Origin of the sequence: Microcoleus vaginatus FACHB-2002, from assembly GCF_040004035.1 — a bacterium.
Lineage (GTDB): Bacteria > Cyanobacteriota > Cyanobacteriia > Cyanobacteriales > Microcoleaceae > Microcoleus > Microcoleus vaginatus_C.
Genome location: NZ_JAMPLN010000050.1, coordinates 24,001 through 39,015 on the forward strand (window position 1 = coordinate 24,001; position 15,015 = coordinate 39,015).

Below are 15,015 nucleotides of genomic sequence, written 5' to 3' on the forward strand. Positions count from 1 at the left end.
GGAAACAGCGGTAATTTGAATTCGATTTAAAGTTTTCTCCTCTAACTCAACAACGGTTTATTTGTCAAAGCAGCCTTTACCGGCTGCTTTTTTTTGATTTAATCGCGGATTTCCAGGTTGTACTGGCGGCAGAGGTCGATCAGTTCTTGTTGGAAGCGATCGCGCACATTCTGGGGCGAGACAATCACGCAGTCTTTGCCGTACCGAAACACCTCTCGAATCAACCAAAACGGATTAGAGACGCGCCGCACAACTTGTCGCACCTTGGTTTTTCCCTCTCCTAAGACTTCATCCTGAATATCCTTGTCCACTCTGCGTTCATAGGCTTTGATCAGTCCGCCCCGAAAGTGTAAGTACACTACTAGATAATCTAAGCCTTCGCACCGCCAGTGTCCACTTATAGGGACGATCGCTTTGATGTTGTCGAAGCGCAGACAGCGGTTGTGGATGAGTTCGGCAAAGTCGGGATTTTTGATGTCATCAGTCTCTTCGCACCAGATGTTGAGGTAAAAGCGTTTTTCTTCAAAAGACACCTCGGCGTATCGGACGGTGTACTCTAAGTCCTCTCCTTGGTTATTGCGGTAGAGGAGGTGAAATGGCTGTTGAGCCTTCCTGAGCTGATCCACGCGGGGACGCCATCCCTCGCTGGGTTGACTAACCAGTTGCAGAATTGATTGACGCAGGGGAGCATCAAGGTTGCCCCGATCTAACATTAATGCTGCCAGGACTTCTGCGTCTCGAAGATGGCCTGAATCAACAAGGAGTTTAGCAGCTTGCTGTAAGGCTGCGACTTCGGTGGAGTTGAGGGTGAAGGGTTCACCAACTTCTAACTTGTGCTGGGCGATCGCGACCAATAACCCCGATACGCTGGGACTTTTGCCCCATTTGATACCGAGGCGAAGGGCGATCGCCTCTAGCTGTTCCTTGGTTCCTGCCGGAATTGACAGTGTAATTGTATCTTTTTTGCGGGACATTAAATTAAATGTACTTACATACTTGACAGATTGGGTTTTAAATGTAAATATAATCTTAGTGCAATTACAAATCTCATAGATAACAAATGTTGCTGTGCAAATTCTAGAGCCAACAAAAAAAGCCAGAGGCTAGCTCCGGCTTTCAAGCCCTAATAGGTATTTGTGTGAAAGACAAGGTTATTGTCTCGATCGCGGTACTCTTTCAATTCCTGAAAGGCATTTGTGTATCTATCTTAGCGTGAAAGCGATCGATTGGTTCAAAAAATTTACTTTATCGCTGTACTAACCCAAAATACATGGTAGAGTAAAAAGCAAGCCAGACATAAAGCCAGCTCGCCCGTGTTTAAATTACTTAACTCTTAGAATAGAGCATGGCTGGTCTGGTTGTAAACCTACGCAAATACAACCATGACAGATAATCTTCCGAATCAAATGCTTCGGCTGATGTCCGATGGGCAATGGCATAGCGCCAATGAGCTAATCGAGAGTATTAGCCATCGGTTTTCAGCAACCATGCACATTCTGCGAAAGCAAGGCTATCAGTTTGAGAAACGTCGCCTCAGCGGACAACAGCACGAATACCGACTATTGCTGAACGTCAATAATAGGATGTAATGCTATTTTGTCAGGGGGTTTGAAGGAATTTTTCTCTTTCTACCCCTCTAAAGATAGAGAGAGTGCTAGAGGCAAACTATTCTGACAACAGAAAATTTGGTGTCCTCGCCCTCGAATTTGTTTACCCTACAAAAGTTAACCATGCTCCAAATTTCCCCAACGCTGGCTGAACTTCAGGAAAGTGCTTTACAACTTCCCGAACAAATTCCTTACCTCAAAATGCTCGTTCTCTTTGGTTCTCGTGCCAGAGGTGATACTCACGCAAAAAGTGATTGGGATTTTGCCGCACTTTACGATGAAAAGCTTAGGGAAGAATCTTGCAATAATCGAGGCTTTGCATGGTTTGAAGTTCCTGGAATTTTGGGTGAAGCTTTTAGCATTAACAGCGATGAAATTGATGTCGTTGAATTGAATCGCTGTTCCCCTCTGATTGCCAATTTTATTGCTCAGGATGGCAAACTTCTTTATGAACAAGAATCGGGTCAGTTTGAGCAATTTGTCAAAACTCATCTGATGAACGAGCTGGAATTGCAAGAACTGGAACGTCAACTTTATCAGAGTATTGATGATTTTCTCAAAAATTGGAGGTCAGGATGAGTATTCAGAAAACAGTCGTTTTAACCCGACTCAAATTTATTGGAGAGTATCTGCTCGAATTGAGACGTTTTGAATCGATGAGCCTGGAAAATTATCTAGCTAGCTTCGATTCAAAAATAATCTCAGAAAGAATAATGGAGTTGATCGTTCAGGCAGCAGTTGATATTAACGAGCATATTCTGACCCGTGGAATGAAGGTTAACTCGGATAGTAATCGAGAATCTTTTGTTAAGCTTGGAAGCTATGGAATTATTACACCTGAAGTTAGTGAAGAATTAGTAAAATCCGCAGGTCTGCGTAACATTTTGGCTCATCGGTACTTAGAGATAGATTATGTAATGTTATTTAATTCCGTTCAAGTTGCTTTAATCTATTATCCGATTTACATCGAGCAAGTTGCTGAATACCTTTCTAGAAATAAGTGAAAAATAGCCACTCAAACTCAAGCAAATAAATTATAAAAATCAACAGATTAGGGCAAAAATATGTCAAAGAAAAGCCTGCTTGTTGATGAAGAATCAACAACTTTAGACCACCGCTACTTTAGGGAAGTTCGTCCCCAACTTTACCAACTGCATACCAATCACGGACAGTATGGCACTCGTCAAGGACGCACCCTTGCCGAACACCTCGATTCGGCTTGTCAGTTCGTTTTAACGGTTAGCAAAATTGCCGGAGTTCCCGATGACAAACGCGCTTGTATTCTTGCCGCGACTGCCGTTCACGATTTGAATAAGCTGGCAGACGACGGACGCAATGTTAAGACGTTGGCACGCGATCACACTTTTTTGCTACAACAACTCGATCGCGCCTGCGTTGCCAAATTCGCCCAAACCGAGGCCGAACTCGAACTCGTCCGCCGCCTGATAGAACGCCATTCCGGCCACAGCGCCAGCGATGGAATGCGTTTTTTGCCTGAAGACCCCAACATCAAACGTTGGGCCGCGATGTTGATTGGGGGCGACTTATTTGACTTAGGCATTGAGGAAAATAAGCGCATTCGCAAAGTTGAAACCGAGTTAACCGTTGCTTTGGGTCGTCCTAGTCAGTTATTTAATGTCACTCTTTCCGAAGACCGAGGTTATTTAACTTCGCTGTTGCTGTCAGCTTGTGAAGAGGTTTTGCACGATCGCAATTTGCATACCCTCGCGATCGATCCCAACGGTCAAATTTTTGTCGGAGAAGCCTTTCCCGACGGCGATTTAAGCCCAATCATTGCTAAAAAATGGCAAAAAAAGATCGATCGCGTCTTTAGCAGCAACGTCGAACAACTCGTGAACGCCACCAAAGACGGCATCAAAATCGACCCACAAGCCATCCAACAAAATCCCGAAGCAACTTTAGACGAAGTAGAGAAGTTACTGCTAAAAAAAGCCAGCGGTTACAAAGTCGAAAAAGTCGCAAAGGATATTGAAAAATATGGGGGAGATGCTGGAGAAAATGCCGTTATCGCTGCCGCTGCTGTCGGCTTGCATCCAGTTTCCAATGCCGATGAATTTGCCATTTCTGAAGGGCTAAAAACCGCTTACCTCAGCTATCGGGCCGCCGAACTTAGCCCCAAGGAGGTTTGGGATCGAATTGCGACACAAGTCGGATTATCCCCAGAACAGCGGGCGGCATTGGAACCGTTTAACGCCCAGTACGGACGCTGTTTGTTTGCGGCTAAATCCATCAAGGGCGATCGTGAACAGAAGTTAGAAAAGGTATTTGCCGCCTTAGAAGACTCCTTTCAACTGCGCGGGAAAGCCGAAGAGGTAGACGTATCTGAAGAATTGGTAAATGCCGTTCGGCAACTGCTCAACTTTTCCACACCAGCCAATTGGCAAGGCTTTAATGAACTCACAGCCTACATTGAAGCTAACCCGCGCCAGCGCTGTTCCTTGGGGACGACATCGCTACAAATCGGCGAATTGAGTTCCCCGAAAATGCCACCGGGAACCAAAGTCCAAGCTTTTTCCAATCGTCTTCCCGGCGGCATGATTGCTGAACCCAAACGGCGGGCAGATAACTTATCGGCATTGGGTTATCAGTTGATGGCAGTTGGTGCAAATTTCCCTAATTCTGTCAAACAAGACCCGCTATATCTTCACTTTGCCCTGCCAAAAGGATCGAGTATTGAACTCAGAACAATTTGGCAAAATTTTCTGAAAAATACCGCCGCCCAGAATGAAGATGGGACAGTAACAGTTGACGAAATTAAACTTTACCGGGAAAACGAGATAGTCTTTCAATCCAACAAAATGGTTGGCTGGGCACTGCCAAAACGTCCTGAATTTATCAACTCAACGGTGACAATTCCCGTGCTGTGGGGAGAAGTTAATAACTCCGTCGCGTTGCTGAAATCGCTCAGGTTGGCGTTGGAAATGAGTTTGGCATTTGAGTTTGGTTTTCCCTTTGTTTTGGGTGCCAATCTGGAAGTCGAACCAACTTGGGATTTTTTCGGAAAAGTTGAGGGAATTCCGTCATCTTTGCAGCCACTATTAGGCAGCGGCCAGTATCGGCGAAAGGGTCATTTATCCAAGGAAGAACGGCGCACGGCCGTCACGGCCGAGCAAGTTTTAGAACGACTGCGCTGTATCGGAAAGCTAGCTATTTCGGTGGCAAGTATTCAGAAAAAAGATGACTGTTTGTATGACTTGGCGCGGGCGGCAACTCGTCCCCTGAGTTTCTATTACGTCCTGCTGCGCTGGCTGCTGCGGGAACAAGATGACCCCAATTTGGAGGCAATTTGGTCTCGGATAAAAGAACCTTTGAATACTTTACTGAGGAGTCTCATGTCAGAAGAACACGATCGCGTTTCTAGCTATCTCAAGCAAGCAGCACACATTGCCGAATCTGCTAAGTTGCGGGGCAGTTCCTTCCGCCGCACTGCCCAAACAGAGCCGTTTTCGGAATTTATCAAAGCTGTGCGATCGCGAAAATCTCATATGGATTGGGACACGGTATTTGCCGCCCTAGTGCAGCAATATCACAACCGTCTCGATCGCATTCGAGAACACGGCGTGGGTGCAACAAAATACGAACAAGTCAAGCAGTTTTATCAAGTTTTGCAACAACTGTTTGAGCAGGTTTATCACTCGCGTCCCGAACGACTGCTAACTGATAGCAAAACCCTCGAAGCTGCCTACTTGTTCTTTTTACAAGAAGCGCGTCAAGAACTTAAGTCTATAACCGAATCTGCAACCACGTCTAAAACCGAATCTGCAACCACATCTGCAAACAACTAGGAGAATACAAAATGTCGATCGCAAAATTGCAACCCTTCCTCGCACCTAGCTACGAAAACTTCCCCAAAGGCCGCACCCTTGGGATTGTTGTCCTTCGTACCACGCAATCGGAAACCATTTTTCGGACAGAGGGAACGGGCGAACCGATGTGTAGTGAATACGTGCAAGCTGGCATTGAAGATACCGAATCAATTCCTCGGCTGGTGATGACAAAACGCAAACAAGTTGCACCGGAAAGGCGGAAAGGACGAGAGTTTTTGCGATCGCACAATCTTCTCTACACGGCACCAAAAACTGATGCAATTTGTGCTCTCAATACCAATGCGCCTTGTGAAATGTGCGTTGATTGCTTCCTCTACGGCTTCGCAGCGGGAGGAGAAGGGGCGCAAAAAAGCCGGGTGTGGACAGAGGATGCGTTTAGCGTGTTGCATTCGACAGAACTAATTGCCGATCGCACCATCAATGCTATCTTTGAAACCGGAACTATGCGCGATGAAAAGGGTAACGCTTCGACGGCCCTCAACACCAGCGAATACATCAAACCTGGGGTTCACTTCCTCGATATTGTCACCCTCAAAGATGTCACCGCTGACGAACTGCGCTACACCCTCGGCAACATTTTATTAACCAGTCGTTACGGTGCAGTTTCCAGCCGCGTCGGACGCATGGACAATCAAATTCTCGGTGTATTTGGTGGTATTGCTGAACTGCCGAGTTCTCTGGAATTAGTACAAGGGGTTTATGACAAGCTGAAAGCCCAAAATACCGCCCTCGAACATCCTTTAAAAACCGCATCTTTAGTAGATGCAACTCAGGAAATAATCGGCAGTTGGACAAATAAACGAGGTATTTCGATGCAGCTTTCCCCAGCCGAATGTGACGCGCTGATTGCCGATGTCGATCGACATTGGTCGCTACCGGAACAAGAAACATTCCTCAAACGCTTGGATGAATCCTACGCACCTTGGCGCAAAGTGAAAACTGAAAACAAGACCAAAGGGCGAGGTAAAAAATCGGAGGAATCATAAATCTTGTCCCTGTGTCGGGGCGGGTTTACAAATATCCTCAATTTAAAGGATAGGGGTGAACTTGCCCGTACAGGATTTGCGTTTATTTAATTGTTTGAATTAATCTCTACCATGCCGCAATTAGAACTTTCCCGAACTTCTTCCGCTTCCGTAATTACCTATCAAACCGCACACTTAGTCGAACTTTGGTGCGCCGAGCCGGTGTTTTTTGCCTCGCGGGAATTGTCTGATACTTATTATACCGAAGGGGCGATCGGCAATTATGCACTAGCCTATGCTTTAGGTTGGGCGCGATCGCCCTATCGCCTCACCGGACAAGACACCAGCAGACCTCGGTATATAGAAGATTTAACGCCCCTTTCCGGTAATAGCTACATCCTCCCCGCATGGCCGGCTGACGGCACTTTATCTTTCAGATTTGAGCGGTTTAACGCCCTTTCTGACTCCTATTGGTATGCGATGACAAATAACCGAGTAGCAACGGCGCGCGAAGATTTACCCCTCAGTAGAACGGGAAAAAAACCCAGTACCTATCGTCCTAGCAACTTCCCCCAAACCGGGCGATTGCGAGTAATTGAACGAGGAAATCGGTTTCAAACTTTGGTATTTGGCGATCGCGAATTGCCCGAATACATTCGCGTCGGCAAATTTACCAGCAAAGTCCGCGTTGAAATCATTAAAAAATTCGATGTTATTCAACTTCCAAGGGGCGATTATCGCTGCAATACCTATCTCAGTGCGGCTGACTTACCTGCAAATATCGAACTCCTCGCTTTCGACTTAATTTCGATGCCGCCCGCATCGTTATTGAAAAATCTTTCGTTTCGCGGTGAGGCGCTGCAAGCCGGCGATTTTATTCTCCCAGCTAACCTTGAATTCTGTGGTGGAAACAACAATGGATAATCTGAAAATTAAACTCGAACCAGCCAGCATTTCTGCCTGTCCCCAATTGCCTAAACAACTGGAATTTATGGGACAAGCCTTGCAGCATCAAGTCGATGTTTATGAAGCGTCCGAAAATAATGATATCATTCTCGACCTCGCACCGACGGGAACGGGAAAAACCAAAGCCGGATTGAGTGTTTTGCTGCACAACTCTCAGCGCAATGCTATCTATATTGCGCCCACAAATGCCTTAATTGACCAACAAACTGAAGCCGCCGAAAAATTTGTTCGGGAGGCTGGTTTACCTCATATCGTAAAAGCTGCTTCTGCTAGACAAGTCCATTCCTGGCCAGACGATCGCGTTGGGAAACGTTCAGGGGAAAAAATCTATAATGTTTTGCGCGAACCTGCAACTATTTTTCCTGAATGCGGTGGCGGTAGACCAATTTTGCTGGTGACAAACCCGGATATTTTCTACTACGCGACGTTTTTTGCTTACAATAATATCGATCGCGGAAATATTGCCAGTGAATTTTACAGCAGTTTCTCGACTGTAATTTTCGATGAATTTCACCTTTACGATGCCAAACAATTAGTTAGCTTGTTTTTCTATCTCGCTTTATCTAAAGAGTTTGGCTACTTTCAGTACAATAGAAAAATTGTTCTGTTGACGGCAACGCCAGAACCGGCTTGCGAAGAAGCCTTAAATGTCTTAGGAAAAAATGGGGTAAAAATTGCTCGAATCGATGGCAAAAGTCAAATTAGTTATCTACGTCCTTCTCAAACTGAAGTCAAGCTAGAAATTCGCAAGCAGGTTGATAAAGAAACTACGATCGCAGAAATTGTCCAAGAAGTTCTGCGGCGACTCAGAGAAAATCCTGACCAAAATGGGGCGGTAATTCTTGATGCCAAAGATACCCTAGGGCGCATTTCTGACCAATTGCGCGATCGAGGATTTGCCGATTTCTGCGGGCGGATTACGGGGGATACACCGAAGGAAAAACGTGCGCTGGCTGCCCAAAAACAAGTGATTCTAGCTACCAGTACCGTCGATGTGGGCTTCAACTTCGATCGGGAGAAAGAAACACCCCGGCAAAATCTCGATTGGTTGATTTTTTCCACGCGCGATCGCTTTTCATTCTGGCAGCGCATCGGGCGTGTCGGAAGGGTTTTAGGGAGAACGCAAACCGAAATTCCTTCTGAGGCGATCGCCTATTTGCCCGATCGCGCTTGGGAACAAGGCATCGAACAACTTGACTGTTCCGGTGGACGCAAAACCCTGACGGAAATGTTAGAAAGTCTAGACTGCATGAAGCGTCCCTTTCTCGACATTTACTGGCGTTCCGAAGCTTTTCTAGAAATTGCCAAACCCTTACTGGAACTGGAAACTTTGCTGGAAAATTTGCCCGAAGCAAGTTTAGTTATGCAGCTTTATCAAACCATGCAAATAGTCTTAGGAGGTAAACGAGACTGGAATTCTTATCGGCGGCGGATGAAGGTATTGCAAGGTGCAGAAAATGTGGCCAAATCTACTATCAAACAAATTCAAAAAGAGTGGCAGTACATTAAAGGCGGTCAAAACTGCGTCATCAGTTTTATGCAAGCAAACTATCCCGAAGATTGGGAAGAAATAGATTCTGGGAGAACCTCAATCGAATTAGTTGAGGAAAAAATCCGCAAAAACCAAACAGTCGCTGAAGAGTTGAAAGAATACGCGACAATTCTCAAAGCCACTTATGCGCCACTTTTCAAGTTTCGAGAAAGTTTGTTTGAAAATGTCAAGATTTATGACCCCAAAAACTTTTTACTCGATGAAGTCGGCGAAACCAATCTCGATCCCATTCACCTGCTGAGATTTTTTGAATTTGCGTCCGATGAAAATGGGATTGTGCTTACCGATCGCGCCACCGAAACTTACGGACTAAAATTTGCATTGCAAGTTGCAGATTTAGAAGATTTTGCAAACAACTATCTTTGCAAACTGTATGCTTTTAAAAATTGTACGATCGAACGGACGATCGGCGATAACGTCCGTCCCACAGCGTTAATTTCCCAGCTTACACCGTCCTTAATGCCCGGTGTGATTGTCCGAGAACATCGCAAAAATCGCTGGGCAATTCTCAAACTCAGAAAACAAGGAATCGAATGCTATCCGATTACGGTCAAAGATAGCTTTGCTAACGAACAAGAATATACATTTTTTCCAAGTTTATCCGGCATTTTGGCGATCGCCTCCGCTGGCATTACCTTAAGATGTCCTGACAATCAAGAATTCTGGGTAGTTTAAATTATGCCGCACAGCCTAGTCCTCAACATCCTTCCCCTGGCCCCAATTCCCCCCGGATACCTCACCGGAAGACACCTGCACGCCCTCTTCCTCACCCTCGTGAGCTCCGTTGACAAACAACTCGGCGATCGCCTCCACGATGCCGCCGCCCAAAAATCCTTCACCCTCAGCCCTTTGCAAACTAAAAAATGCCCTTTCAAAAAACACCATTTCCTGCAATGGGAACACACAGAACCGATTCCAGAACACACCCTTTGTTGGTGGCGAATTACTCTGCTTGATGACACTTTATTTGGCAAATTAACTAATCTTTGGCTGAATCTCAATCCCTCGAAGCCGTGGCATCTCGGGCCCGCCGATTTGATGATTACTAAGATTCTCGGAACGCCCCAAGTAGATCAGCCTTGGGCTAATGCTTGCGATTACTCTCAATTGTACGATCGCGCTTCGGAAACTAATCGCTTAATTGCCCTCAGTTTTGCGACTCCTACTACCTTTCGACAGGGAAAATTTGATTCAGTGATTCCTACTAGAGACTGCGTTTTTAACAGTCTCCTCAGTCGCTGGAATAAGTACAGCCCGATCGCAATTTCCGATCTTTCCTTCGATGCACTTTTTTCGACATTTGTCAATATCCGAAGTGAAAAATTGACTAACTATCAAAGCGATTTTGTCGGCATGGTTGGGGAAGTTAGTTATCGGATTTTGGGAGATGTGGAGCCTTTAGTGATTAAGCAAGTTAATGCTTTGGCTGATTTTGCTGTTTACTGCGGGGTGGGCAGAAAAACTCCGATGGGGATGGGAATGACTAGGCGAATAGTTGTTAATAAGAGTTCTTGATAACTGAACGTAAAAACCATAGTCCGCCAGGGGTTGAAACCCCTGCCTCAAAGCTAAAGTCCTCTTAAGAGGACTGCAAGTATGAATAATTAAATTACTTTTTCAGTTGGTTTAAACCTTTGCGCTTACTGTTACCGATAAGCTCAAAATCTCATCAATGATTAAATTACTTCTTCAGTCGGTTTCAACCGACTTTAGCTATGAGACAGGGGTTTCAACCCCTGGCGGACTGGGGCATCACTAATTAATTCCCAATTACCAATCTCCTACAAACCATCAAAAACATGAACGATTTAGATTACATTTCGATCGCAACTCTCAACCAATATTCCTATTGCGCTCATCGCTGTTGGCGAATGTCTTGTGCGGGAGAATTTACCGATAATCAGTATACCATTGAAGGGACAAGTTTGCACGATCGCGTTCACACGATGGGCGAAATAAATCGCGATAAAACTTGGCAGGTTCGGGCGATTTGGCTGAAATCCGAGCGCTACAAACTGATTGGTAAATCGGATTTGATTGAGTCGGCTGAGGGTGAGATTTACCCCGTGGAATATAAGCGGGGACGGAAGGGGGAATGGGATAATGATGAGTTGCAGGTTTGCGCTCAAGCGCTTTGTTTGGAGGAGATGACGGGGAAAACTATTGCGACTGGATATGTGTATTACGCGCAGTCGCATCAGCGGCAATTAGTGGAGATTTCTGAGCAATTGAGACAGGAAGCGATCGCCACTATTGAAAAAGTCGCTGCTCTTTGGCGATCGGGAAATATCCCTTTACCAGTTTACACGGCTCGGTGTACGGGATGCAGTCTTTTTCCCCAATGCCTGCCCCAAGCTGCGGCCAAAGTCAACCGCTATCAAGAAGCAAGTTAACCTGCAAATAGGAGAATTCACAATGGGAACAGTTTACATTACTCAAGAAGATGCTTTTATCGGCAAAGTGGATGAACGTCTGACGGTTAAAGCTGATAAAAAAAATCTGTTGGACGTGCCATTAATTAAGATTGATGGTGTTGTTGCATTGGGACGGGCTACAGTTTCGCCTGCTGTTGTTTTGGAACTTTTGGAACGTCACATTCCTTTAAGTTTTCTGACTCTAAACGGACGTTATTTGGGGAGGTTGGAACCGGAAATGACGAAAAATATTTTTGTGCGAAAAGCTCAGTGGCAAGCGGCTGGGGAATCGGAACAAGCCGTGCATTTAGTTAGGGGATTTGTACGGGGAAAGCTCAAGAATTACCGCAATACTTTGTTAGAGTGTCAGCGCAAATATTCTCCACAGGAATTTGAAAAGCCGATCGCCCAATTGAAACAAGTCATCGCCTCTATTGACAAAACTTCGAGTATTAATTCTCTGCGAGGATTAGAGGGGGCGGGTAGTGCGACTTATTTTGGCTGCTTCAATCAACTGATTCGCGTGCCGGAATTTAGCTTTGAAGTTCGCCGCCGCCGTCCGCCTACTGACCCGGTAAATTCTCTGTTAAGTTTGGGATATTCTCTGCTGCGGCACGATGTTCAAAGTGCGGTGAATATTGTGGGATTCGATCCGTATTTGGGATATTTGCATTTTGAGCGCTATGGCCGTCCTTCCTTAGCGCTGGATTTGATGGAAGAATTTCGACCTTTGGTAGTTGATGCTGTAGTGTTGACGGCGATAAATTTGCAGAAAGTTTCGCCTAATGATTTTACGGCAGAACCGTTGAGCGGGGCGGTTTCTTTGACAAAAGAAGCGCTGCACAATTTTTTGCGAATTTACGAACAAAAGAAACAGTCAAAGTTTAAGCATCCAGTGATGGGAAAGTTGTGTACTTATCAAGAAGCTTTTGAAATTCAAGGGCGGTTGATGGCTAAGTATTTGATGGGTGAAGTTGATAAGTATCCACCTTTGATTTTGAGATAGGGAGGGCGATCGAGTTATGTTTGTTTTGGTTTGCTACGATATATCTGAGGACAAGCGCCGCACTAAGATTCACAACATCCTCAAGTCTTATGGGGAATGGAAGCAGTATTCGGTGTTTCATTGCGAGGTGACGGATACCCAGTATGCCCGGATGCGCCAACGTCTGAGTAGGGTGATTAAGTCGGAAGAAGATAGCATCCTGTTTCACTATTTGTGCGCTTGCTGTCAGGGCAAGATCGAGCGGATTGGCGGCCGGGCACCGCTGGATACTACGATTTTTATGGTTTGATTTTGCGTCTGGCTGTAGGTGTAGAACGGAGGGGGTGAATTTTAATGGCTGGGAGCTTTACTAGGACTGGGTTTGCAGTGGTTTGTACCTCATGCGGGTCAGACGCAAATGCTGAAAGCTTTACTGGGAGAGAGTTTGAGGTCTATTTGAATTTTGCCCCCTTGACAGGGCGATCGCCCAAACGGTATATTGATTGCAGTCAGACGCAACTGAACCTTGAAAACCTTATATTTCAAGCCTCCCAAACCCCGGCGGCCGAAAACAACCTAAAACCCTATCAGGGATTGAAACGCGGGGTAAAGACCAAACAGCTAAAGCTGCTAGAGCCGAAAACAACCTAAAACCCTATCAGGGATTGAAACATACGCAATACGTATGTCGCAAGAGATCGAAACAACTAGCCGAAAACAACCTAAAACCCTATCAGGGATTGAAACTAATTCTAATGATTTTTGTCTTCTGACAGCGTCTATAAGGCCGAAAACAACCTAAAACCCTATCAGGGATTGAAACAGATCCAACAGCCAAAAAAGATGATAAAATTTTAGGCCGAAAACAACCTAAAACCCTATCAGGGATTGAAACTCTGAAAAGGGTTAGGGAGGTTGATGATGACCTTGCCGAAAACAACCTAAAACCCTATCAGGGATTGAAACGAATGCGGGTTTCCTGCGATCGCAAAAGCTCAGCCATGCCGAAAACAACCTAAAACCCTATCAGGGATTGAAACTACTGAAGGGGTATCAAGCTGCGGGGGGCTTTAAAGCCGAAAACAACCTAAAACCCTATCAGGGATTGAAACCAAAATTCGTAAAGTTTACGACGGCGGTGTGTTTAGCCGAAAACAACCTAAAACCCTATCAGGGATTGAAACCTGGGCTAGATGGGGGGGTGTTGAGCCTAACCAGTCTGCCGAAAACAACCTAAAACCCTATCAGGGATTGAAACCTGCTCCTGTCCCTCTTACTTTTCAAGCTAGTCAAAAGCCGAAAACAACCTAAAACCCTATCAGGGATTGAAACTCCTGCCTCTAGCTATCCTGGTTTGGTTAAATTAGGCCGAAAACAACCTAAAACCCTATCAGGGATTGAAACCAACTAGCTTATTATTGTAAAATAAATAATTATAAAGCCGAAAACAACCTAAAACCCTATCAGGGATTGAAACGTAAGTCATTGTGTTTTCTCCTAGTTTGTTGACGCCGAAAACAACCTAAAACCCTATCAGGGATTGAAACAGCGAATACATAGAAAATCATCGTTGGTTGAATGGCCGAAAACAACCTAAAACCCTATCAGGGATTGAAACTTGGAAGAAAGCAGTTTGTCCAGTTGGTCACTGGATATTTTGCGCCGAAAACAACCTAAAACCCTATCAGGGATTGAAACTTGGAAGAAAGCCAGCTTTACCAATCATTTCGTGCCGAAAACAACCTAAAACCCTATCAGGGATTGAAACAAAAGCGTTTAGGCGGTTCGCTACCGCCACAATTGCCGAAAACAACCTAAAACCCTATCAGGGATTGAAACTCCTAATTTGATGAGATGGGATGCCGTCTAGAATCGCCGAAAACAACCTAAAACCCTATCAGGGATTGAAACTTTTAATTGTCATTTTTTGGTGTTTCAGTCTAACTGCCGAAAACAACCTAAAACCCTATCAGGGATTGAAACTTGGCAAGAGCTGCAAGGGCGATCGCAATTCTTGCCGAAAACAACCTAAAACCCTATCAGGGATTGAAACGAGATCGTTGGCTTGTTTTAACGCATAGACAAGCATTGGCCGAAAACAACCTAAAACCCTATCAGGGATTGAAACCTACTGCAACCAATTCTTACTACTGCAGAGCAAGTGCCGAAAACAACCTAAAACCCTATCAGGGATTGAAACAACCACGCCATACATTATGTAGGCAACGAAGTTGCTACAGCCGAAAACAACCTAAAACCCTATCAGGGATTGAAACTGGATGCTAAGTGCTGGCAAGGGTTCCGGCTTTGCGCCGAAAACAACCTAAAACCCTATCAGGGATTGAAACCCGTTTGTGAACCGCATCCCGGTTGAGAACCAAAAAGCCGAAAACAACCTAAAACCCTATCAGGGATTGAAACAGTACCCTGTAGAAGATTACTGGCTGTTTGCCTCACTGCCGAAAACAACCTAAAACCCTATCAGGGATTGAAACTCTCAGTGGTTGCAGAATGAGCGAGGCGATCGGCTTGGCCGAAAACAACCTAAAACCCTATCAGGGATTGCTGGGGGGGTGACAACCAGCCTGAAACCCAGAGGTGGTGAGGATTGAGCCCATGTGTGCTAAAAAAAGATAGGCAGCATAATTGTTACACGCTTGCCTATCCCAAAAATAATG

The 15,015-nt window shown here is 45.3% G+C and carries 12 protein-coding genes and 1 CRISPR repeat array; of the genes, 11 read left to right on the forward strand and 1 reads right to left on the reverse strand.

The window, feature by feature from the left end:
• Window positions 1–98 precede the first annotated feature (98 nt).
• Complete coding sequence (locus NDI35_RS26760) at window positions 99–974, reverse strand: helix-turn-helix transcriptional regulator (RefSeq protein WP_445315386.1); 876 nt, start codon at window positions 972–974, stop codon at window positions 99–101.
• 408 nt (window positions 975–1,382) lie between these two features.
• On the opposite strand from NDI35_RS26760, the gene NDI35_RS26765 reads away from it, so the two are divergent.
• The 11 genes from NDI35_RS26765 to cas2 all read left to right on the forward strand — a co-directional run bounded on the left by NDI35_RS26765 (window position 1,383) and on the right by cas2 (window position 12,647).
• The gene (locus NDI35_RS26765; protein WP_333164304.1) at window positions 1,383–1,589 is read left to right on the forward strand and encodes a hypothetical protein; all 207 of its coding nucleotides are present in this window, start codon (window positions 1,383–1,385) and stop codon (window positions 1,587–1,589) included.
• 141 nt (window positions 1,590–1,730) lie between these two features.
• Window positions 1,731–2,186, forward strand: coding sequence for a type VII toxin-antitoxin system MntA family adenylyltransferase antitoxin (mntA, locus tag NDI35_RS26770; RefSeq protein ID WP_445315387.1), 456 nt, complete (start codon window positions 1,731–1,733; stop codon window positions 2,184–2,186).
• On the forward strand, window positions 2,183–2,611 hold the full coding sequence (hepT, locus tag NDI35_RS26775) for a type VII toxin-antitoxin system HepT family RNase toxin (RefSeq protein WP_445315388.1): 429 nt from the start codon (window positions 2,183–2,185) through the stop codon (window positions 2,609–2,611). Before mntA ends, hepT begins: the two co-directional genes overlap by 4 nt.
• Before the next feature lie 60 nt (window positions 2,612–2,671).
• Complete coding sequence (locus tag NDI35_RS26780; protein WP_445315389.1) at window positions 2,672–5,413, forward strand: CRISPR-associated protein Csc3; 2,742 nt, start codon at window positions 2,672–2,674, stop codon at window positions 5,411–5,413.
• Window positions 5,414–5,424: 11 nt separating this feature from the next.
• The gene (gene cas7d / locus NDI35_RS26785) at window positions 5,425–6,441 is read left to right on the forward strand and encodes a type I-D CRISPR-associated protein Cas7/Csc2 (RefSeq protein ID WP_445315390.1); all 1,017 of its coding nucleotides are present in this window, start codon (window positions 5,425–5,427) and stop codon (window positions 6,439–6,441) included.
• A 111-nt stretch (window positions 6,442–6,552) separates the two neighbouring features.
• Window positions 6,553–7,344: a type I-D CRISPR-associated protein Cas5/Csc1 gene (gene cas5d / locus NDI35_RS26790; RefSeq protein WP_445315391.1), complete on the forward strand. Its 792-nt coding sequence runs from the start codon at window positions 6,553–6,555 to the stop codon at window positions 7,342–7,344.
• Complete coding sequence (gene cas3 / locus NDI35_RS26795; RefSeq protein WP_445315392.1) at window positions 7,337–9,613, forward strand: type I-D CRISPR-associated helicase Cas3'; 2,277 nt, start codon at window positions 7,337–7,339, stop codon at window positions 9,611–9,613. Before cas5d ends, cas3 begins: the two co-directional genes overlap by 8 nt.
• A gap of 3 nt (window positions 9,614–9,616) precedes the next feature.
• A complete protein-coding gene (gene cas6 / locus NDI35_RS26800) occupies window positions 9,617–10,453 on the forward strand; it encodes a CRISPR-associated endoribonuclease Cas6 (RefSeq protein ID WP_445315393.1) in 837 nt (278 codons plus the stop codon).
• A gap of 284 nt (window positions 10,454–10,737) precedes the next feature.
• The gene (gene cas4 / locus NDI35_RS26805) at window positions 10,738–11,331 is read left to right on the forward strand and encodes a CRISPR-associated protein Cas4 (RefSeq protein WP_445315394.1); all 594 of its coding nucleotides are present in this window, start codon (window positions 10,738–10,740) and stop codon (window positions 11,329–11,331) included.
• Between the two features lie 22 nt (window positions 11,332–11,353).
• A complete protein-coding gene (gene cas1d / locus NDI35_RS26810) occupies window positions 11,354–12,358 on the forward strand; it encodes a type I-D CRISPR-associated endonuclease Cas1d (protein ID WP_445315395.1) in 1,005 nt (334 codons plus the stop codon).
• 16 nt (window positions 12,359–12,374) lie between these two features.
• Window positions 12,375–12,647: a CRISPR-associated endonuclease Cas2 gene (gene cas2, locus NDI35_RS26815; RefSeq protein ID WP_445315396.1), complete on the forward strand. Its 273-nt coding sequence runs from the start codon at window positions 12,375–12,377 to the stop codon at window positions 12,645–12,647.
• 254 nt (window positions 12,648–12,901) lie between these two features.
• Window positions 12,902–14,906: a CRISPR direct-repeat array (repeat unit 37 nt; unit sequence GCCGAAAACAACCTAAAACCCTATCAGGGATTGAAAC).
• Window positions 14,907–15,015: the final 109 nt, after the last annotated feature.